Annotated in this window: 19 protein-coding genes; 10 read left to right on the top strand and 9 right to left on the bottom strand. The window is 71.0% G+C overall.

Annotated features, from left to right (window positions below; genetic code table 11):
• Positions 1-2 precede the first annotated feature (2 nt).
• Positions 3-497 carry an ATP-binding protein gene (locus IE316_RS25525; protein ID WP_229910553.1) on the bottom strand — a complete coding sequence of 165 codons (495 nt, stop codon included), beginning with the start codon at positions 495-497 and terminating at the stop codon, positions 3-5.
• Positions 498-671: 174 nt separating this feature from the next.
• Here IE316_RS25525 and IE316_RS25520 point away from each other — a divergent pair, with 174 nt between their 5' ends.
• From IE316_RS25520 to IE316_RS25500, 5 genes are all read left to right on the top strand, one after another.
• The gene (locus IE316_RS25520; RefSeq protein ID WP_190206805.1) at positions 672-1,523 is read left to right on the top strand and encodes a helix-turn-helix domain-containing protein; all 852 of its coding nucleotides are present in this window, start codon (positions 672-674) and stop codon (positions 1,521-1,523) included.
• A 14-nt stretch (positions 1,524-1,537) separates the two neighbouring features.
• Positions 1,538-1,729 carry a hypothetical protein gene (locus IE316_RS25515; RefSeq protein WP_190206804.1) on the top strand — a complete coding sequence of 64 codons (192 nt, stop codon included), beginning with the start codon at positions 1,538-1,540 and terminating at the stop codon, positions 1,727-1,729.
• Positions 1,730-1,832: 103 nt separating this feature from the next.
• Positions 1,833-3,194 carry an extracellular solute-binding protein gene (locus tag IE316_RS25510; protein WP_190206803.1) on the top strand — a complete coding sequence of 454 codons (1,362 nt, stop codon included), beginning with the start codon at positions 1,833-1,835 and terminating at the stop codon, positions 3,192-3,194.
• A complete protein-coding gene (locus IE316_RS25505) occupies positions 3,191-4,057 on the top strand; it encodes a carbohydrate ABC transporter permease (RefSeq protein ID WP_190206802.1) in 867 nt (288 codons plus the stop codon). The genes IE316_RS25510 and IE316_RS25505 overlap by 4 nt, the downstream gene beginning before the upstream one ends.
• A 6-nt stretch (positions 4,058-4,063) precedes the next feature.
• Entirely contained in the window at positions 4,064-4,903 is an 840-nt protein-coding gene (locus IE316_RS25500; protein ID WP_190206801.1) for a carbohydrate ABC transporter permease, read from the top strand.
• Positions 4,904-4,941: 38 nt separating this feature from the next.
• On the opposite strand, the gene IE316_RS25495 is transcribed toward IE316_RS25500, so the two are convergent.
• Entirely contained in the window at positions 4,942-5,967 is a 1,026-nt protein-coding gene (locus tag IE316_RS25495; RefSeq protein WP_190206800.1) for an ATP-dependent 6-phosphofructokinase, read from the bottom strand.
• 193 nt (positions 5,968-6,160) lie between these two features.
• Between IE316_RS25495 and pta the strand changes: the two genes are divergently transcribed.
• The 3 genes from pta (at position 6,161) to pyk (ending at position 10,995) form a co-directional block, all read left to right on the top strand.
• Positions 6,161-8,251 carry a phosphate acetyltransferase gene (gene pta, locus IE316_RS25490; protein ID WP_190206799.1) on the top strand — a complete coding sequence of 697 codons (2,091 nt, stop codon included), beginning with the start codon at positions 6,161-6,163 and terminating at the stop codon, positions 8,249-8,251.
• The gene (locus IE316_RS25485) at positions 8,248-9,462 is read left to right on the top strand and encodes an acetate kinase (RefSeq protein WP_190206798.1); all 1,215 of its coding nucleotides are present in this window, start codon (positions 8,248-8,250) and stop codon (positions 9,460-9,462) included. The genes pta and IE316_RS25485 overlap by 4 nt, the downstream gene beginning before the upstream one ends.
• 105 nt (positions 9,463-9,567) lie before the next feature.
• Entirely contained in the window at positions 9,568-10,995 is a 1,428-nt protein-coding gene (gene pyk / locus IE316_RS25480) for a pyruvate kinase (RefSeq protein ID WP_190206797.1), read from the top strand.
• Between the two features lie 88 nt (positions 10,996-11,083).
• On the opposite strand, the gene IE316_RS25475 is transcribed toward pyk, so the two are convergent.
• The 4 genes from IE316_RS25475 to IE316_RS25460 all read right to left on the bottom strand — a co-directional run bounded on the left by IE316_RS25475 (position 11,084) and on the right by IE316_RS25460 (position 15,318).
• Positions 11,084-12,490, bottom strand: coding sequence for a hypothetical protein (locus tag IE316_RS25475; RefSeq protein ID WP_190206796.1), 1,407 nt, complete (start codon positions 12,488-12,490; stop codon positions 11,084-11,086).
• On the bottom strand, positions 12,480-12,968 hold the full coding sequence (locus IE316_RS25470; protein ID WP_190206795.1) for a DUF6114 domain-containing protein: 489 nt from the start codon (positions 12,966-12,968) through the stop codon (positions 12,480-12,482). The genes IE316_RS25475 and IE316_RS25470 overlap by 11 nt, the downstream gene beginning before the upstream one ends.
• Before the next feature lie 91 nt (positions 12,969-13,059).
• Positions 13,060-13,704 (bottom strand): DUF6230 family protein, encoded by a 645-nt coding sequence (locus IE316_RS25465; protein WP_190206794.1) that lies wholly within the window; start codon positions 13,702-13,704, stop codon positions 13,060-13,062.
• 639 nt (positions 13,705-14,343) lie between these two features.
• Positions 14,344-15,318, bottom strand: coding sequence for a tetratricopeptide repeat protein (locus IE316_RS25460; protein WP_190206793.1), 975 nt, complete (start codon positions 15,316-15,318; stop codon positions 14,344-14,346).
• Positions 15,319-15,553: 235 nt separating this feature from the next.
• On the opposite strand from IE316_RS25460, the gene IE316_RS25455 reads away from it, so the two are divergent.
• The gene (locus IE316_RS25455; RefSeq protein WP_190206792.1) at positions 15,554-16,273 is read left to right on the top strand and encodes a TetR/AcrR family transcriptional regulator; all 720 of its coding nucleotides are present in this window, start codon (positions 15,554-15,556) and stop codon (positions 16,271-16,273) included.
• 84 nt (positions 16,274-16,357) lie between these two features.
• Here IE316_RS25455 and icmA read toward each other — a convergent pair whose 3' ends face one another.
• The 3 genes from icmA to IE316_RS25440 form a co-directional block, all read right to left on the bottom strand.
• The gene (gene icmA, locus IE316_RS25450) at positions 16,358-18,058 is read right to left on the bottom strand and encodes a coenzyme B12-dependent isobutyryl-CoA mutase large subunit (RefSeq protein WP_190206791.1); all 1,701 of its coding nucleotides are present in this window, start codon (positions 18,056-18,058) and stop codon (positions 16,358-16,360) included.
• A gap of 72 nt (positions 18,059-18,130) precedes the next feature.
• Positions 18,131-18,469 carry a DUF3817 domain-containing protein gene (locus tag IE316_RS25445; RefSeq protein ID WP_190206790.1) on the bottom strand — a complete coding sequence of 113 codons (339 nt, stop codon included), beginning with the start codon at positions 18,467-18,469 and terminating at the stop codon, positions 18,131-18,133.
• 56 nt (positions 18,470-18,525) lie between these two features.
• Positions 18,526-19,035 carry a MarR family winged helix-turn-helix transcriptional regulator gene (locus IE316_RS25440; RefSeq protein ID WP_190206789.1) on the bottom strand — a complete coding sequence of 170 codons (510 nt, stop codon included), beginning with the start codon at positions 19,033-19,035 and terminating at the stop codon, positions 18,526-18,528.
• Positions 19,036-19,201: 166 nt separating this feature from the next.
• On the opposite strand from IE316_RS25440, the gene IE316_RS25435 reads away from it, so the two are divergent.
• Entirely contained in the window at positions 19,202-20,191 is a 990-nt protein-coding gene (locus tag IE316_RS25435; RefSeq protein ID WP_190206788.1) for a glycoside hydrolase family 6 protein, read from the top strand.
• The last annotated feature ends 6 nt before the right edge of the window (positions 20,192-20,197 follow it).

Raw genomic sequence — 20,197 nt, 5'->3', positions numbered from 1 at the left:
CCTCACCCCACCCCCCGCCGAGGCAGCACCGCCCACATCCGCGTCCCACCCCCGGGTTCCCGCGCCTCCCCGAAGCCCCACTCCCCGCCGTACGCGCGCACCACGCGCCCCAGGACGCGCAGCGCCGCCCGCCGGTGCCCGTCGCACGCCTCCACCAGCCGCCGGTGTTCGTGCCGGCGATGCCCGTCGTACAGGACGACCCGCAGCGCGCCGTCGCGGTAGCGCAGCGACAGGTACATGTCGCCGCCGGCGGCGAAGTGGCTGGCGCAGGCGGCGAGTTCGCCCACGACCTGGAGGGCCGCGTCCACCATGTCGTCCAGCCCGTGCGTGTGGAGCACGGCACGCGAGGCCACCCGAGCGATCCGTGAACTGGCCGGTTCGGCGGGCAGGGTGAGGCTGTAGATGAGCGTGTCGGGCGAGGGCGGGGCGGGCGCGGTGCCACAGGGCTTCCTGGAGACCGGACAGGCGGCCACGGCTCCGACCAGTGATGCGGACATGTATCAACTCCCTTGTTGAGCACAGACCGTGCGCGATGTAGTCGATGCGTCACTGACTGTAGAACCAACAGGGGCACGTGTGCCACCTAGATGCTCACTTTGCCTCCCAATCGCTGGACCCGCGCCACGCGCAGGGTGCACACTGACCCGGACGATCAGGCAGGAGGGGGCACCATGCCTACACGGCCCGCGCCGACGGAGCGCCAGAAGCGCCTCGGCGCCGAGCTGCGCAGGATGCGCATCGCCGCCGGGCGCACGACGGAGTACGCCGCCGGTCTACTGGGCCTGGACCGCACGAAGGTGTCCAACATGGAGTCGGGCGTCCGGGGCACCTCACCGGAGCGCGTCCGGATACTCGCCAGCAATTACGACTGCGCGGACGAGGAGTACGTCGACGCGCTGGCCGCCATGGCCGACGTGCGCAAGCCGGGCTGGTGGCACCAGTACCGGGGCACGCTTCCGCAGGGCTTGCTCGATGTCGCCGAGCTGGAGTGGTTCGCCACCCGGCTGCGCAGCTATCAGACCGTGCATGTACCCGGCCTGATGCAGCTCGGCGAGTACGCCCGCGCCATCTTCGCCGCCGCGCTTCCGCCCCTGCCCGACTCGGAGATCGAACTCCGTGTCGTCCAGCGCCTGCGGCGGCAGCAGGTACTCGACCACGACGATCCCGTTCCGTACACCGCGTACGTCCATGAGTGGGCGCTGCGCATGCAGTTCGGCGGGCGGCGCGTGATGCGTGAGCAACTGCACCACCTCTGTGCGGTCTCCGAACGCGACAACGTCGAGCTGCGCGTGCTCCCCGTGGAGGCGGGCGCCTTCCCCGGCGCGGGGCACGCGGTCCTCTACGCCCACGGACCGGTTCCCCGGCTCGACACCGTCCACCTCGACTCGGCCCACGGCGGCGAGTTCACACACTCCGAGGCTCAGCTCGGCAAGTACCGGGCACACATGGACTGGTGGCAGGCCCACACCCTCGACCCCGAAGCCTCGCGCGACCTCATGCATTCCATCGCACGCCAGCTCTGACCCGAGAGGACACCATGCCCGACATCACCTGGGAAGCCCCCTACTGCGCCGAAGGCAACAACTGCTTCCGCATAGGCACCGACCCCCAAGGCAACGCCTACCTCGCCGTCGCCGGGCAGGAGGAGCACTACGTCACCGACACCGCCGAGGCCCTGCGCGCCCTCATCCGCGGTATCAAGGACGGCGCCGCCGACCACCTCCTGTGACCACGCTCCGCGCACACGCATTGACCTGACGCGACCGCTCCTCTTACGTTCGCTGGGCAGGAACTTCCGGCCACAACGACGTAGGCCACCAGGAGGTCAGCCCGTGCGTCCCACCGCAGCCCTGCTCCTCGCCTCCGCACTCGCCGCCACCGCGCTCACCGCCTGCTCCGGCGGAACCGGCGACGACCCCGACACGCTCAAGGTCTCCTACAAGCAGTCGACGGACAACTCCGTGAAGGTGATGGACACCTTCCTCGGTGGCGTGAAGTCGCAGTTCGAGAAGGCCAACCCCGGCAAGAAGGTCGAGCTGGTGCCGATCAAGGCGCCGGACTCGGAGTACTACACCAAGCTCCAGCAGATGCTGCGCAGCCCCAGGACCGCGCCGGATCTGGTCTACGAGGACACCTTCCTCATCAACTCCGACATCACCAGCGGGTATCTGAAGCCGCTCGACCCGTATCTCGCGCAGTGGAAGGACTGGGACAGCTTCATCGGCACGGCGAAGGCCGCCGCCCAGGGCGAGGACGGGAAGACGTACGGCGTCCCGGACGGCACCGACACCCGGGGGCTGTGGTTCAGCAAGGACGTGTTCGCGAAGGCCGGGCTGCCCGCCGACTGGCAGCCGAGGAGCTGGGACGACATCCTCGCCGCCGCCCGCGCCATCAAGGCGAAGGTGCCCGGCGTCACCCCGCTCAACGTCTACACCGGCAAACCGGCCGGTGAGGCGGCCACCATGCAGGGCTTCCAGATGCTGCTGTACGGGACCGGGGACGGCACCGATGACCCGCTCTACGACAAGGCGTCCAAGAAGTGGATCGCCGCGGGGAAGGGCTTCCGGGACGCCTTGTCCTTCGTCCGGACGGTGTACCGGGAGAAGCTCGGGCCCGACGTGTCCGACGCGCTCGACCCCAACTTCGCCACCACGGTCCGCGGCGAGCTGCTGCCCGCCGGAAAGCTCGGCATCGCGCTGGACGGCTCCTGGCTGCCGCAGGACTGGCTGCCCGGCAGCGGCCACGAGTGGCCCGAGTGGTCCAAGGAACTGGGGCTCGCCGCCATGCCGACGCAGACCGGGCAGGCGCCCGGCAAGGTCAGCATGTCGGGCGGCTGGACCTGGGCGATCCCGGCCAAGGCCGGCAACCCCGACCTCGCCTTCGCGTTCATCGAGGCGATGCAGACCAAGGCCAACGCCCGCAAGTGGTACGTCGCCAACTCCGGCATCGCCGTCCGCGAGGACGTCGCGAAGGACCCCGCGTACCGGAACGCCCAGCCCGGCACCGCGTTCTTCACCGGACTCGTCCCGTACACCCACTACCGGCCCGCCTACCCGGCGTATCCGAAGGTCTCCGTCGCCATCCAGGAGGCCATGGAGGGCGTGACGACCGGTGACATGACGGTGGCGGAGGCGGCGCGGCACTACGACGAGGCGCTGAAGGAGGCCACCGGCGACCAGGTGGTCCAGAGGTGAGCGGTGCGCGCCGGTCCCTGGTCCGGGCGCTGCCCCTCTCCCCCGCCGTCGCCCTGCTGCTGCTCTTCCTCGCCGGTCCGATCGCGTACTGCGTGGTCATCGCCTTCACCGACCTGCAACTGACCGGGCAGGCCCAGGAGTCGTTCGTCGGGTTCGACAACTTCCGCCGGGCCTTCGGCGACGAGGCGTTCCTGAACGCCGTATGGCTGACGCTGGTGTTCACGGTGCTGTCGTCGCTGGTCGGGCAGAACACGCTCGGGCTGGCGCTGGCCGCGCTGATGCGGCGGGCGTCGAAGCCGGTGCGCACCCTGACCGGCGGGATCGTCGTCACGGCGTGGGTGCTGCCGGAGGTGGTCGCCGGCTTCCTGCTGTACGCGTTCTTCCGCCGCGAGGGGACTCTCAACGCCATCCTGGACTGGCTGCGTCTGCCCTCCCAGAACTGGCTGTTCACGCTGCCGATCCTCGCCGTGTCCTTCGCCAACGTGTGGCGCGGGACGGCGTTCTCGATGCTCGTCTACTCCGCCGCGCTGGACGAGATCCCCCAGGAGATCACCGAGGCCGCCGAGGTCGACGGCGCCGGGGGCTGGCGCCGGATGTGGCACGTGACCCTGCCGATGATCCGCCGCTCCATCGCCACCAACCTGATGCTCAACACCCTCCAGACGCTGTCGGTGTTCGGGCTGATCTGGGTGATGACCCGGGGCGGCCCCAGCGGCAAGAGCCAGACGCTGCCGCTGTTCATGTACGAGCAGGCGTTCCAGAACAGCCTGATCGGTTACGGCACGGCGGTCGCGCTGCTGCTGTTGCTGATCGGCTCGCTGTTCTCGGTGGTGTACCTGCGGCTGCTGCGGACGGAGGTCTGACCCGCCATGGCCCCTGCCCTCGCCGCGCGCCGCTCCCGCCGCCGACTGGCCGCCGACGCGGGGCTGCTGCTGGCCGCCGCCGCGTTCGCGCTGCCCCTGGTGTGGGTGGTGCTGTCCGCCCTCGACCCGCACGCCGGCCTGACGGTGCGGGCACCGGACGGCCTCACCCTGGACCACTTCGACGCGATCCTCACCGACGACATCACGTTCCGGCCGCTGCTGAACAGCCTGATCCTGTGCGGCGGCGCGACGGCGCTGACGGTGGCCTGCGCGGCGCTCGCGGCGTACCCGCTGTCCCGGTTCCGCTCCCGGCTGAACCGGCCCTTCCTGCTCACCGTGCTCTTCGCCACCTCGCTGCCGATCACCGCGATCATGGTGCCGGTGTACGCCCTGTTCGTCCGGGTGAACCTGATCGACACCTTCCAGGGGACGATCCTGTTCTTCGCCGCCTCCCAGCTCCCGTTCGCCATCTGGCTGATGAAGAACTTCATGGACGGGGTGCCGAAGGAGCTGGAGGAGGCCGCCTGGACCGACGGGGCCTCGTCCTTCCAGTCCCTGCTGCGGATCGTGCTGCCGCTGATGGGGCCGGGGGTGGCGGTGGTGACGGTGTTCTCGTTCGTGATGATGTGGGGGAACTTCTTCGTCCCCTTCATGCTGCTGCTCACCCCGGACCGGATGCCGGCCTCGGTCAGCATCAACGAGTTCTTCGGCAACCGGGGCATGGTGGCCTACGGCCAGCTCGCCGCGTTCTCGGTCGTCTACTCGACGCCGGTGATCCTGCTGTACGTGCTGATCTCCCGGCGGCTCGGCGGGGGGTTCGCGCTGGGCGGGGCGGTCAAGGGGTGAACCGCGGGTCCGCGCCCGCCCGGGCGCCTGCGTACCGCCTAGAAGACCGACTCCGCCTCGTCCATCCGGTCCTTCGGGACCGTCTTCAGCTCGGTCACGGCCTCCGCCAGCGGCACCATCACGATGTCCGTGCCGCGCAGCGCCGTCATCCGCCCGAACTGGCCCCGGTGCGCGGCCTCCACCGCGTGCCAGCCGAACCGGGTGGCCAGCACCCGGTCGTACGCGGTGGGCGTGCCGCCGCGCTGGACGTGGCCGAGGATGACCGGCTTGGCCTCCTTGCCCAGCCGCCGCTCCAGCTCGTACGCCAGGGCGGTGCCGATGCCCTGGAAGCGCTCGTGGCCGAACTGGTCGATCTCGCCGTGCCCGTAGTCCATGGACCCCTCGACGGGGTGGGCGCCCTCGGCCACGCAGATCACCGCGAACTTCTTGCCCCGGGCGAACCGCTCCTCGACCATCTTGACCAGGTCGGCCGGGTCGAAGGGCCGCTCCGGCAGGCAGATGCCGTGGGCGCCGGCCGCCATGCCGGACTCCAGGGCGATCCAGCCGGCGTGCCGGCCCATGACCTCGACGACCATGACCCGCTGGTGGGACTCGGCGGTGGTCTTCAGCCGGTCCATCGCCTCGGTGGCCACGCCGACGGCCGTGTCGAAGCCGAAGGTGCGGTCGGTGGAGGAGATGTCGTTGTCGATGGTCTTCGGCACGCCGACCACCGGCAGACCCGCGTCCGACAGCATCCGGGCCGCGGTCAGCGTGCCCTCGCCGCCGATCGGGATCAGCGCGTCGATGCCGAAGCTCTGGATCATGTCGCCGGCGTTCTCGCAGGCTTCGCGGAGCCGGTCGCGCTCCAGCCGGGAGGAGCCGAGGATGGTGCCGCCGCGGGCGAGGATGCCGCTGACCGCGTTGAGGTCGAGGGGGCGGTAGCGGCCGTCCAGCAGCCCGGCGTACCCGTCCTCGAAGCCGATGACCTCGTCGCCGTAGTTGTCGACCGCTCGGTGCACGACCGACCGGATCACTGCGTTCAGGCCCGGGCAGTCGCCGCCTGCGGTGAGAACTCCGATACGCATCGTGCTGTGTCTCCTGCTCGCTGTTGACACCGGTGAGCCACTGTCGATTCTTCCACGTCCCACCCACCACCGCCGACAGGGCATTGACGGGCGCCTTATATAGCCGCGGAGGTATTGTCAAGAGGGTTCCGCTCACCTCGGTGGGCGATTTTTATGACCGCGACGCCCACTCGCACAGGAACGGAGAGCACGCGTGACGCGCAGCGTGTACGTGACCGGTATCGACCGCGGCGACGGCCGCCAGGTCGTCGAGCTGGGGGTCATGGAACTCCTGACCCGGCAGGTCGACCGGGTCGGCGTCTTCCGCCCCCTCGTCCACGACGGCCCCGACCGGCTCTTCGAGCTGCTGCGCGCCCGCTACCGGCTCGCGCAGGACCCGTCGACCGTGTACGGCATGGACTACCAGCGGGCCTCCGCCCTCCAGGCCGAGCAGGGCACCGACGAGCTGGTCTCCGCCCTGGTGGACCGCTTCCACCTGGTCGCCCGGGACTACGACGTCGTCCTGGTCCTCGGCACCGACTTCGCCGACACCCAGCTCCCCGACGAGCTGTCGCTGAACGCCCGGCTGGCCAACGAGTTCGGCGCGTCGGTGATCCCGGTGGTGGGCGGGCGGCGGCAGAGCGCCGAGTCGGTGCTGGCCGAGACCCGCAACGCCTTCCGCGCCTACGACTCCCTCGGCTGCGACGTCCTGGCCATGGTCGCCAACCGGGTGGCCCGCGAGGACCGGGCGGCCATCGCCGGGCAGATGGCCGGCCGGCTGCCGGTGCCGTGCTGGGTGCTGCCCGACGAGCCGGCCCTGTCGGCGCCCACCGTCTCCCAGATCGCCCACGCCCTCGGCGCCAAGGTGGTCCTCGGCGACGACTCCGGGCTGGCCCGGGACGCGCTGGACTTCGTCTTCGGCGGCGCCATGCTGCCCAACTTCCTGGGCGCCCTGACCCCCGGCTGCCTGGTCGTCACCCCCGGCGACCGCGCCGACCTGGTCGTCGGCTCGCTCGCCGCGCACAGCGCCGGCACCCCGCCGATCGCCGGGGTGCTGCTCACCCTGGACGAGGTGCCGAACGACGCCATCCTCACCCTCGCCGCCCGCCTCGCCCCCGGCACCCCGGTGCTGACGGTGCCCGGCAACAGCTTCCCCACCGCCGAGCGGCTGTTCTCCCTGGAGGGCAAGCTCAACGCGGCCACCCCGCGCAAGGCGGAGACCGCCCTCGGCCTGTTCGAGCGGTACGTCGACACCGCCGACCTCAGCAAGCGGGTCTCCGCTCCGAGCAGCGACCGGGTCACCCCGATGATGTTCGAGCACACCCTTCTCGAACAGGCCCGCTCCGACCGGCGCCGGGTGGTCCTGCCCGAGGGCACCGAGGTGCGCGTCCTGCACGCCGCCGAGGTGCTGCTGCGCCGGGGCGTGTGCGACCTGACGCTGCTCGGCCCGGTCGAGCAGATCCGCAAGAAGGCCGCCGACCTGGGCATCGACCTCGGCGACAGCCAACTGATCGACCCGGCCACCAGCGAGCTGCGCGACGCCTTCGCCCAGCGGTACGCCGAGCTGCGCGCCCACAAGGGTGTCACCGTGGAACTGGCGTACGACGTCGTCTCCGACGTGAACTACTTCGGCACCCTGATGGTGCAGGAGGGCCTCGCCGACGGCATGGTGTCGGGCTCGGTGCACTCCACGGCGGCCACCATCCGCCCCGCCTTCGAGATCATCAAGACCAAGCCGGAGGCGTCGATCGTCTCCTCGGTGTTCTTCATGTGCCTGGCCGACAAGGTCCTGGTCTACGGCGACTGCGCGGTCAACCCGGACCCGGACGCCGAGCAGCTCGCCGACATCGCCGTGCAGTCGGCGACCACGGCGGCCCAGTTCGGGGTGGCGCCCCGGATCGCCATGCTGTCGTACTCGACCGGCACCTCCGGGACCGGCGCCGACGTGGACAAGGTGCGCGCGGCCACCGAGCTGGTCCGGGCCCGCCGCCCCGACCTGCGGATCGAGGGCCCCATCCAGTACGACGCGGCGGTGGAGCCGACGGTCGCCGCGACCAAGCTGCCCGGCTCGGAGGTGGCCGGCCAGGCCACCGTGCTGATCTTCCCCGACCTGAACACCGGCAACAACACCTACAAGGCCGTGCAGCGCTCGGCCGGCGCGATCGCCGTCGGCCCGGTCCTGCAGGGCCTGCGCAAGCCGGTCAACGACCTGTCCCGGGGCGCGCTCGTCCAGGACATCGTCAACACCGTCGCCATCACCGCCATCCAGGCCCAGTCCCCGACCGAGAAGGCCCCCCACCAGTGAGCAGTCCCACCCGTGTCCTCGTCCTCAACTCCGGCTCGTCCTCGCTGAAGTACCAGTTGCTCGACATGCGCGACAGCAGCCGGCTCGCGGTGGGTCTGGTCGAGCGGATCGGCGAGCGGACCTCCCGGCTGAAGCACACCCACGTGCCCGACGGCAGCACCCGCGAGCAGAACGGCCCGATCGCCGACCACGAGGCCGCCCTGAAGGCGGTCGCCGGGGAGCTGGCCCGGGACGGCCTGGGCCTGGACTCCCCGGAGCTGGCCGCGATCGGGCACCGGGTGGTGCACGGCGGCATGTTCTTCACCGAGCCCACCCTCGTCGACGACTCGGTGCTCACCGAGATCGAACGGCTGATCCCGGTCGCCCCGCTGCACAACCCGGCCAACCTCACCGGCCTGCGCACCGCCCGCGCCCTGCGCCCCGACCTGCCCCAGGTCGCCGTCTTCGACACCGCGTTCCACACCACGATGCCGGAGGCCGCGGCGCGCTACGCCATCGACCCGAAGATCGCCGACCGGCACCGCATCCGCCGCTACGGCTTCCACGGCACCTCGCACGCGTACGTCTCCCGCGAGACCGCCAGGCTGCTGGGCAAGGACCCGGCCGAGGTGAACGTCATCGTGCTGCACCTGGGCAACGGCGCCTCGGCCTCGGCGGTCCAGGGCGGCCGGTGCGTGGACACCTCCATGGGGCTGACGCCTTTGGAGGGGCTGGTGATGGGTACGCGGTCGGGAGACCTGGACCCGGCGGTCATCTTCCATTTGGAGCGCGTAGGCGGAATGTCCACCGACGAGATCGACACTCTCCTCAACAAGAGGAGCGGCCTGTTCGGTCTGTGCGGCGACAACGACATGCGGGAGATCCGGCGCCGCGTGGACGCCGGGGACGAAGCGGCGAAGCTCGCCTTCGACATCTACATTCACCGTCTGAAGAAGTACATCGGCGCCTATTACGCGGTCCTCGGACGGGTGGACGCGGTCGCCTTCACGGCCGGGGTCGGCGAGAATGCGGCACCGGTGCGGGAGGCTGCCGTGGCGGGCCTGGAGGGACTGGGCCTGGCGGTCGACGCCGGGCTGAACGCCGTACGCGGCGACGGTCCCCGGCTGATCTCCCCCGAGGACGCCCGGGTGAAGGTCGCCGTGGTGCCCACGGATGAAGAATTGGAGATCGCGACACAGACGTACGCACTGGTCGAAAAGAACAACGGATGACCGGTCGAGGTCACTGCTGAATTCACGACTGAGCACCCCCGCGCCCGTTTGTAGCTTCCGCTAGGCGGAATATTCCGGAGCGAAACAAACCGATAGGATCGCCCCATGCGCCGTTCGAAAATCGTCTGTACTCTCGGCCCCGCGGTCGACTCCCACGAGCAACTGGTCGCGCTGATCGAAGCCGGCATGAACGTGGCCCGCTTCAACTTCAGCCACGGCACGCACGCCGAGCACCAGGGGCGGTACGACCGGGTCCGGGCCGCCGCCAAGGAGACCGGCCGGGCCATCGGGGTGCTCGCCGACCTCCAGGGCCCCAAGATCCGCCTGGAGACCTTCGCCGAGGGCCCGGTGGAGCTGGTCCGGGGTGACGAGTTCACCATCACCACCGAGGACGTGCCGGGCGACAGGACGATCTGCGGCACCACCTACAAGGGCCTGCCCGGCGATGTCGCCAAGGGCGACCAGATCCTCATCAACGACGGCAACGTCGAGCTGAAGGTCACCGAGGTCGAGGGCCCCCGGGTGAAGTCGATCGTCATCGAGGGCGGCGTCATCTCCGACCACAAGGGCATCAACCTGCCCGGCGCGGCGGTCAACGTGCCCGCGCTGTCCGAGAAGGACGTCGAGGACCTGCGGTTCGCGCTGCGCATGGGCTGCGACCTGGTCGCGCTCTCCTTCGTCCGGGACGCCAAGGACGTCGCCGACGTGCACCGGATCATGGACGAGGAGGGCCGCCGGGTCCCCGTCATCGCCAAGGTGGAGAAGCCGCAGGCGGTCGACAACATGGAGGACGTCGTGATGGCGTTCGACGGCGTGATGGTCGCCCGCGGCGACCTGGCCGTCGAGTACCCGCTCGAAAAGGTCCCCATGGTGCAGAAGCGCCTGATCGAGCTGTGCCGGCGCAACGCCAAGCCGGTGATCGTGGCGACCCAGATGATGGAGTCGATGATCACCAACTCCCGGCCGACCCGCGCCGAGGCGTCCGACGTCGCCAACGCCATCCTGGACGGCGCCGACGCGGTGATGCTCTCCGCCGAGTCCAGCGTGGGCGCGTACCCGATCGAGACGGTCAAGACCATGTCGAAGATCGTCACCGCGGCCGAGCAGGAGCTGCTCTCCAAGGGCCTCCAGCCGCTGGTCCCGGGCAAGAAGCCGCGCACGCAGGGCGGTTCGGTGGCTCGTGCCGCCGCCGAGATCGCCGACTTCCTCGGCGGCAAGGGCCTGGTGGCGTTCACCCAGTCCGGTGACACCGCCCGCCGGCTCTCCCGCTACCGCGCGGTCCAGCCGATCATCGCGTACACCACCGACGAGGCCACCCGCAACCAGCTCGCGCTGAGCTGGGGCGTGGAGTCGTACGTCGTGCCGTTCGTGAACTCCACCGACGAGATGGTCGACCTGGTCGACCAGGAGATGGTGAAGCTCAACCGCTTCTCCCCCGGTGACGTCGTCGTGATCACCGCCGGTTCGCCCCCCGGCGTCCCCGGCACCACCAACATGGTCCGCGTCCACCACCTGGGCGAGACGCGGTCCTGACACCGGCGCATACGCACCGAGGGCGCCCCCTGCGGCAGGGGGCGCCCTCGGCGTTGTGCGGCTCCCGAACGGGTCCTTGGCGGGGCGTTCAGCCGGTGACGTACTGATGCAGCCCCGGGATGTGCAGCGTGCCGCCGAACTGGCCGGCCTGCACGACCGTCACCTTGGTGAAGTAGATCACCGGGATGTCCAGCGGCGGCGGGTGCTCCGGGTCGAACGTGATCGGGATCAGCCCGAGCAGGTTGCCCGAGATGCTCTCCGTGTACATGACGGTGTCGCCGTCCTTGATGGTGGACGTCGAGCCCTTCGCCGCCTGCACGTGGTACGTCTTGTTCTGCCGCTCGTCCTGCACGATCTGGTGCAGGTCGCCGATGTCGGTGCCGGCGGACACGACGTACTTGAGCACCTTCTTCGTCGCCCCGCTCGCCGTGCGCACCTCGACGACCCCCTTGTACGAGGCGCCCTTGAGCAGCAGCGAACTGGCCTCCAGCCTCCAGGGAAGGTCGGGCAGCGCGAGGGTGTTGTCCACGCCGCCCTCCGCGTCCGTGGCGGCGGGGCAGTCCTCCGGGTCGACGGAGGGGCCGGCGGAGCCGCTGGGGGTGGGGCTGGGGCTGGCGGAGGCGGTGGCGGTGGCGTCCGGGGACGGGGTGGCCTGGTCGGCCTGGTCCGTCTGGCCCGCCTGGTCCGTCGTGTCGTCCGCTGCCGTCTTGTCGTCACCGGTCGTCCCGGACGCCTTGCCGGGGTCGTCGGTGGCGTCGGTGGCGTCCTTCAGGGCGTCTTTGGCGGCCTCGGCCGCCTCGGTCGCCGGGTCGGTGGTGGCGCCCGACGCCGGTTCCGAGGCTCCGTCCGTCGGCGCCGGGCTCTCCTCGGCGTTCTTGTGACCGCCGGTAAGGATGCCCTCCAGGGCGTCGCCGATGTCCTCCAGCAGACCGCCGTCCTTCTCGGAGGGGGAGGGCGAGGCCGACGGCGACGCGGTGGACGCGGATTTGGAGGCGGACGGCTCGGGGGCCGGGACGGCGGCCTGGTCGTCGTCCTCGTCGTCCCCGTCGTCCCCGTCGTCGGAACCTGAATCCGACGAAGAGGACGAGCCGGTGCCGGTGCCCGTGCCCTTCCGTGTGGTGGCCGAGGGGCTCGGCTCGTCCGACGGTGTGTCGGCGTCCTCGGCCGCCTCCGACTCGCTCGCGCTCGCGGAGGGCGTCGGCGTGGCGGAAGCGTCGTCCTTCTCGCCGGCCAGCGCCTCCACGCACGCCTGGTACTCCTCGGCCGTCAGGCTCTTGGAGTTCGCCGCGGGGTCGTTGCCGTCGGCGAGGGCCAGCGTCGGCGTGAGCCCCATCCCCATGAGGACCGCCGTCGGCATCGCCGCGAGGGCTATCGCCTTCCCGGCCGGCACGTGGAACCTGGTGAACAGCGGCTTCTTGGGTGCCGCGTGGCGCGGCCCGGTTCTCACGCGGGACGCCCCCGCGTCCGACCCGTGAGTCACCTCGTCAGCCGGCACTGTGCCTCCCGTTCGCCCCGTTGGCCGGGCTCGTTCCTGACAGATCGTTCGGCTCGTCCGAGGCGGTCTCCGACACCGGCTGCGGCTGACCCGGCGCCCACGACACGGCCATCGCCCCGCCGATCAGCGAGAGCAGGAAGCCGATGACGAAACCACCGAAGTTGGACACGGGGATGGACACCAGGGCGAGGAGGATCGCCGCGACACCCGCGAAGGTCCGCACGTGCTTCTGGAACCAGAGGCTGATGCCGAGGACGACCAGCAGCACACCGATGATCAGAGAGCCGGCCCCGGCGGTGGTGGACATCGCCACCGTGAGGTTGCCGAGCTTCAGGTTCGCGTACGGGAAGTACATGATCGGGAAGCCGCCGAGCAGGACGAGCAGACCTGCCCAGAACGGCCGGGTGCCCCGCCAGTCTCGGAACTGCTGCCTGCGGCGGGTGAACTGGCCGGTGGCGGCAGGAGTCTCGGCGCTCATGGAAAACAGCTCCCTGGTACAGCGTTGCTGTGGTGATGATGTGCGGGTCGACGGGCGGGGGCGCGGCCGGCCCCCACCCGTCAACAGGGGCTCAGTAGCACTCGACGCCTTCGCCGTCGCCCTTCTTGAGCGACATGTGAAGACCGCTGAGCCTGAAGGTCCCGGCGGTGGTGGCCCACGCCGTCTGCTTCACGTCCTTCAGGTTGGCCTCGGACGCCTGCTGCGAGAAGCCGCCCGGGTTGGCCCGCCCCTGGGAGACCTCCGCCTTCTTCTGCTTGGGACCCTTGCTGATGGCCCCGGCCGCCACACCGATGTCGATGTTCTTGAACTCAGCATCGGCCTGCAGGTCCGCGACGTCGATGTAGAGACGCTCGGCGTAGACCGCTTCCTGCTTCTTGGCCGTGTCACCGGCCTCCAGCCGCAGGGTGATGGGCCCCAGCACCGGGATCTTGGTGACGACCGACTGGCACAGCTTGTCGATCTCGGCGCTCTTGAACGCCGAGACGGCCACGGCGTTCTTGCCGCTGGCGCCCTCGTTGTAGGCGCCGTACTGCGAGAAGCCGTGCCCGGTCAGTTCCCTGGCGGTCACCTTGAACTGCTGCCCCGACACACTGAACGACGCGGCCAGCGCACCCTGGGCCAGGGCGACTCCTATCGCGGCCGTCGCGGCGACGCTGGGCACCATGACCACAGCGAACCGCTTCCATCTGGTCCCGCCACGCACTTGGGACTCCATATTTCCTCCTTCTCGGACGTACATCTCCTGGCCTCGGTTCGCCCTCGGTCGGCGGCTCGGCCGGGCAGGGATGGGAGAAGTGCTACGTCCTCGGGAAGGAGAGCGCCCGCGCTCGGCGGCGCGCTCCACGCGCCCGAATCACCGGCGATCACCCCCGAGCGACAACCACTGGTCGCGCCTGACGCACATCACGCACAACCTGCCGGGCAGGCTCCGCCGGGTGCGGCGAAGACCCCCCTGCCCAAGGACCGGCGTCACTGCCGCCGGACCTGCTCGGTGGGGACCCAGGAAGTCCCGCGGCCCGATTGGCTGTCGGGGTACGGGAATGGACCGAGCGTCGCCGATCGTGGTGCATTCTGGCCGCCCGCACAAGGGGGTTCATTACTCGCTAGTAACGGCCGGATAACCACACCACGACACACCGGCCCCGACCGGCGACGCTCGGTGTCACCGTTGGGCGGAACAAATCCGCCGAACCCCGGACAGAACCCGGCAGTTCGGCGGCCTCGACTTACTGGCAGTAACAGCGGCCGCGATTGCCAAGATTTGGCAAAGCGCGGCCGCATCGGTCGTCGGGCGTCAACTTGTCGCTAACGGACAGCACACCGGCGGTACACCGGGGCATGCGCCCGGCGCGGGTCAGAACAGGGCGCGCGCCAGCGCGCGGCGGGCCGCGACCACCCGCGGATCCTCCGCGCCGACCACCTCGAACAGCTCCAGCAGCCGTACGCGTACGGCGTCCCGGTCGTCGCCGAAGGTGCGCCGCACGGTGTCGATGAGGCGCCCGAAGGCGTCGTCCACGTGCCCGCCGACGAGGTCGAGGTCGGCGGCGGCGATCTGCGCCTGGACGTCGTCCGGCTTCTCGGCGGCGTCCTTGCGCACCTGCTGGGGGTCGAGGTCCTGGACCCGCTGCAGCAACTGGGCCTGGGCGAGGCCGAGCTTGGCCTCCATGTTGGCCGGGTCCTCGTTGAGCACGTTCTGGTACGCGCGCACCGCGCCGCCCAGGTCGCCCGCGTCCAGCGCGCGGACGGCGGCCTCCAGGGCGGCGTCGTGCGGGCCGGCCGGGGCGGCGGGGGCCTGCTGGGCGGCGCCGGGCTGGGCCTCGGGGTCGACGACCAGGCCGGTGAGGCCGAAGCGCTCCTCGGCCACCTGCACCAACTGGTCCAGGGTCCCCCGGATCTGGGTCTCGCCGGCGGCGCCCTGGAAGAGCGGCAGCGCCTGCCCGGCGACCACCGCGAAGACGGCCGGGATGCCCTGGATGCCGAACTGCTGCATCAGCATCTGGTTGGCGTCGACATCGATCTTGGCCAGCACGAACCGGCCGTTGTACTCGACGGCGAGCCGCTCCAGGACGGGGCTCAACTGCTTGCAGGGCTCGCACCACTCGGCCCAGAAGTCGATGACGACCGGGACCTCGGTGGACCGCTGGAGGACATCGCGCTCGAAGCCCGCCTCGTCGACGTCGATGACGAGATCGGCCGGGGAGACGCCGCCCCCGCCGCCCTGCCGCGCGGCCTGGGCGCGCGCCTGCTCCGCCTTCGCCTTGGCCTCCTGGGCCGCCTTCACCGCGGCGAGGTCGACGACTCCGCTCATGGACATGTTCCGTGGCTGCATGCGCCTATCCTCCCCCGTACCGCGCGCGTCTGTGAAAAGCGGTCCGAAACCCGCCCTGATGTGTGCTGCCGGCGCCGGGTCCCCACCCGCGCCCCGGTGGTCGTCGCTCGGCGCGGCGGTGTCCCCGCGCGCTTTCGCTACGGCTCGTAGCGTAATACCCCGGGGTGGCGCCGGACCAGGGCCCGCCGGTGATCTGCCTCACGGCCGGGCCGGAACGGCCGGATAGGGTCGGGGGATGCAGAGCCGCACCCCCGTCAGCCGTGCCGGCCGTCCGCGCAGCGCCGCGGCCGACGCCGCGATCCTGGCCGCGACCCGGGCGGCCCTGGTCGAACTGGGCTGGTCCAAGCTCACCCTGTCCGACGTGGCCCTGCGGGCGGGGGTCGCCAAGACGACCCTCTACCGCCGCTGGGCAGGCAAGAACGAACTGGTGGTCGACGCGGTGGCCGAGCTCTTCGACGAGCTGGCCCTGCCCGACCGCGGCAGTCTCGCCGCGGACGTGGAGGGCGTGGTGCTCCAGTTCGCCGCGATCCTGGCGCGTCCGGAGGCGCGCAGCGGCCTGATGGCGGTGGTGGCGGAGGCCACGCGCGACGACGCGCTGCGCGAGCGCATCCGCGGCTCGATCGTGGAACGCCAGAAGCGGCTCGTCCTGGCGGGCCGCGCCCGCGCCCAGGCCCGCGGCGAACTGCCCGCCGACCCGGACCCGGAGCGCGCCGCCCGCACGGCCGACCTGATCTTCGACATGGTCGCGGGCGCGGTCGTCCACCGCACCCTGGTCAGCGCCCAACCCGCGGACGGACCCTGGGTGACCGCCCTCACCCACGTCCTCCTCCACGGCCTGACGACCCCCTCCCGCCCGCCCGAGCCGGACACGACGGCCACCACCCGCCCGACCGACCCACCCCCGACGGCCACTTCCCGCCCGACCGAGCCGGACACGACGGCCACTTCTCAGTAGGCCGAGTCGGGTGGTGGGTGGGCATAGGCCGGGGGTCCAGGGGGCGGAGCCCCCTGGTGCGGGCCGCCGCCCCGGAACCGGCGCCTAGAAGCCCGCCGGTTCCGTGTACACCCCCCACTCCTCCCGCAGCACCCCGCAGATCTCCCCCAGCGTGGCTTCCGCCCGCACCGCCTCCAGCATCGGCCCGATCATGTTCCCGCCCGCCCGCGCAGCACCCAGCATCGCGTCCAGCGCCCCCCGAACCGCCGCCTCGTCCCGCCCGGCCTTGCGCGCGCCCAGCGCCCGCACCTGCTCGCGCTCCACCTCGTGGCTGACCCGCAGAATCTCCAGGTCCCCGGTGACCGACCCGGTGTGGGCGTTGACGCCCACCACTTTCTTGTCGCCCTTCTCCAGCGCCTGCTGGTACCGGAACGCCGACTCCGCGATCTCCCCGGTGAACCAGCCGTCCTCGATCCCGCGCAGGATCCCGGAGGTCATCGGCCCGATCGGGTGCCGCCCGTCGGGGTGCGCCCGCAGCCCCCGCTCCTTGATCTGCTCGAAGATCTTCTCCGCGTCCGCCTCGATCCGGTCGGTGAGCTGCTCCACGTACCAGGACCCGCCCAGCGGGTCGGCGACGTTGCCGACGCCGGTCTCCTCCATCAGCACCTGCTGAGTGCGCAGCGCGATCTCCGCGGCCTGCTCGCTGGGCAGCGCGAGGGTCTCGTCGAGCGCGTTGGTGTGCAGCGAGTTGGTCCCGCCGAGCACCGCCGCCAGCGCCTCCACCGCCGTGCGCACCACGTTGTTGTACGGCTGCTGCGCGGTCAGCGAGACCCCGGCGGTCTGGGTGTGGAAGCGCAGCCACTGCGCCTTCTCGCTGCGGGCCCCGTACACGTCCCGCATCCAGCGCGCCCAGATCCGCCGCGCGGCCCGGAACTTGGCGATCTCCTCGAAGAAGTCGACGTGCGCGTCGAAGAAGAAGGACAGCCCCGGCGCGAACACGTCCACGTCGAGGCCGCGCGACAGCCCCAGCTCCACGTACCCGAAGCCGTCCGCGAGGGTGTACGCCAGCTCCTGCGCCGCCGTCGCCCCGGCCTCGCGGATGTGGTAGCCGGAGACGGAGAGCGGCTTGTAGGCGGGGATGCCGGCCGCGCAGTACTCCATCAGGTCGCCGATCAGGCGCAGGTGCGGCTCGGGCTGGAAGAGCCACTCCTTCTGGGCGATGTACTCCTTGAAGATGTCGGTCTGGAGCGTGCCGTTGAGCACGGCCGGGTCGACGCCCTGCCGTTCGGCGGCGACCAGGTACATGCAGAAGACGGGCACGGCGGGCCCGCTGATCGTCATCGACGTGGTCACGTCGCCCAGCGGGATGTCCCGGAACAGCACCTCCATGTCGGCGGCCGAGTCGATGGCGACCCCGCAGTGGCCGACCTCGCCGAGCGAGCGGGGGTCGTCGGAGTCGCGGCCCATCAGCGTCGGCATGTCGAAGGCGACCGAGAGGCCGCCGCCGCCGTTGCGCAGGATCATCTTGTAGCGCTCGTTGGTCTGCTCGGCGTTGCCGAACCCGGCGAACTGCCGGATGGTCCACGTCCGCCCCCGGTAGCCGGTCGGATACAGCCCCCGGGTGAAGGGGTACTCCCCGGGCCAGCCGATCCGCTCGAACCCCTCGTACCGGTCGCCGGGCCGGGGCCCGTACACCGGTTCCACGGGGTCGCCGGAGAGCGTGGTGAAGTCCGCCTCGCGCTTGCGCGCGGCATCGTACCGGGCCTGCCAGCGACGGCGGCCTTCCTCTATGGCGTCAGCGTCCATACCCCGAATTTACTAGGACGTCCAAGTAAATGTCGATGGGCAACCGCCGTACGGGTCCGTACGGCGGCGGGACTACGCCTTGGCGACCGCCGGCGCGTCCTGGGCGAACCGCGCCTGCAGCTCGGGGGTGATCCGGCGCTCCACGAAGAACGCGGCGGTCGGGATGGTCCCCGCGAGCAGCACCCAGAGCTGCTTCTTCACCGGCCACTTGGCCTTGGCGCCCAGGTCGAAGGCGAACACCAGGTAGATCACGTAGAGCCAGCCGTGCGCGATGCTGACGACCCGGGTGAAGTCGTCGGCACCGTCCATCTTCAGCAGGTACTTCGCGATCATGCCGAGGCAGAGCAGGATCAGCAGCACACCGGTGACGTACGCCATGACGCGGTAGCGCGTCAGCACGCTCTTTTTCATGCGTACGAGCGTAACCACCCGTTTCGGGCGATCTTCCGGCGGGCCCGCCGGCCCGCTCAGTCGTCCGCGAAGTCCCCCGCCGCCACCCGCAGCGGCCGGAGCATCGCGAAGATCTCGGCGCACTCCTCGGCGTCGTAGCAGCCCAGGCCGAAGTCCATGGCCATCAGGTCGCGGGTGGCGGCCTCGACCACCTCGCGGCCCTTGTCGGTGATGGTGGCCAGGGTGCCGCGCCCGTCGTTGGGGTTGGGGCGCTTGGCCACCAGACCGGACCTGACCAGCCGGTCGACGGTGTTGGTCACGGAGGTGGGGTGCACCATGAGCCGCTCGCCGATCTTGGACATCGGCAGTTCGCCGGACTTGGAGAAGGTGAGCAGCACCAGCGCCTCGTACCGCGCGAAGGTCAGCCCGTAGGGCTTGACCACCGCGTCGACCTCGGCCAGCAGGATCTGCTGGGCGCGCATGATCGAGGTGATGGCCGCCATGGAGGGCACGTTGCCCCAGCGCCGCTTCCAGCTTTCGTCGGCGCGGGCGATGGGGTCGAAGGAGAGACTGAGGGGCTTCGGCACGGCATCAGACCTTACCGGCCGGTCATATGCCGAACAGCCCTGTCTCGCCCATCGGGCGGCCGTCCGGCCCCCTCCCCGGCGGGCCCTGCCGCGCCGAGCGTGTCCCTTGTGTCACGATACGTTTCGGATCATCACACAATGTCACCTCGGTTCTCAGGGAGCAGCGATGTCCCGGCTGATCCAGACCCTCGCGACGCTCGCCGCCCTCGGCCTCGCGGCGGGCTGCTCGTCCGCGCCCGAGACCGGCGGGGCGTCCGTCGCCGCGCCCGCCTCGACCCGGCCGGCCGACTCCCCGTTCTGGGTCGACCCGGACAGCCCCGCCGCCCGGCAGAGCCGGCTCTGGCGCCAGCAGGGCCGGGCCGAGGAGGCCGGGCTGCTCCAGCGGATCGCCGGGCAGCCCGCCGCGCTCTGGCCGGCCGGTGAGATCGACCCGGCGCCGCTGGTGAGCCGGGTCGCCCGGGCGGCGAAGGCGGCGGGCCGCACGGCGCTGTTCACCGCGTACAACATCCCGCACCGCGACTGCGGCCAGCACTCGGCCGGCGGGGCCCCCGACGCGGCGGCCTACCGGCAGTGGACCGGCCGGTTCGCCGACGCCATCGGGGACGCGAAGGCCCTGGTGGTGCTGGAGCCCGACGCGGTCGCGCACATCGTGGACGGCTGCACCCCCGGCGAGCTGCACGCCGAGCGCGAGCAACTGCTCGGCGAGGCGATCGCCCGGTTCAAGGAGCAGCCGAACACCGCGGTGTACCTGGACGCCGGCAACCCGGCCTGGATCACCGAGCCGGAGAAACTGGTGGAGCCGCTGAAGCGGGCCGGGATCGACCGGGCCGACGGCTTCGCGCTGAACGTCTCCAACTTCCAGACCACCGAGGACACCACCCGGTACGGCAAGCTGCTCTCGGCGGGCCTGGGCGGCAAGCACTTCGTCATCGACACCAGCCGCAACGGCAACGGCCCGCTGCCCGGCGTCTGGTGCAACCCGCCCGGCCGGGCGCTGGGCACCCGCCCCACCACCGGCACCGGCGACCCGGCCGTCGACGCCTATCTGTGGGTCAAGCGGCCGGGCGAGTCGGACGGCAGTTGCGCGGGCGGTCCGGACGCGGGCCGGTGGTGGCCGGAGTACGCCCTGGGGCTGGCCCGCGGCGCCGGGGCGTAGCGCCGA

Source organism: Streptomyces fumanus (genome assembly GCF_014655295.1).
GTDB lineage: Bacteria > Actinomycetota > Actinomycetes > Streptomycetales > Streptomycetaceae > Streptomyces > Streptomyces fumanus.
The sequence above is the reverse complement of the archived record's forward strand: the minus strand, read 5'-3'. Positions and strand labels throughout refer to the sequence as shown.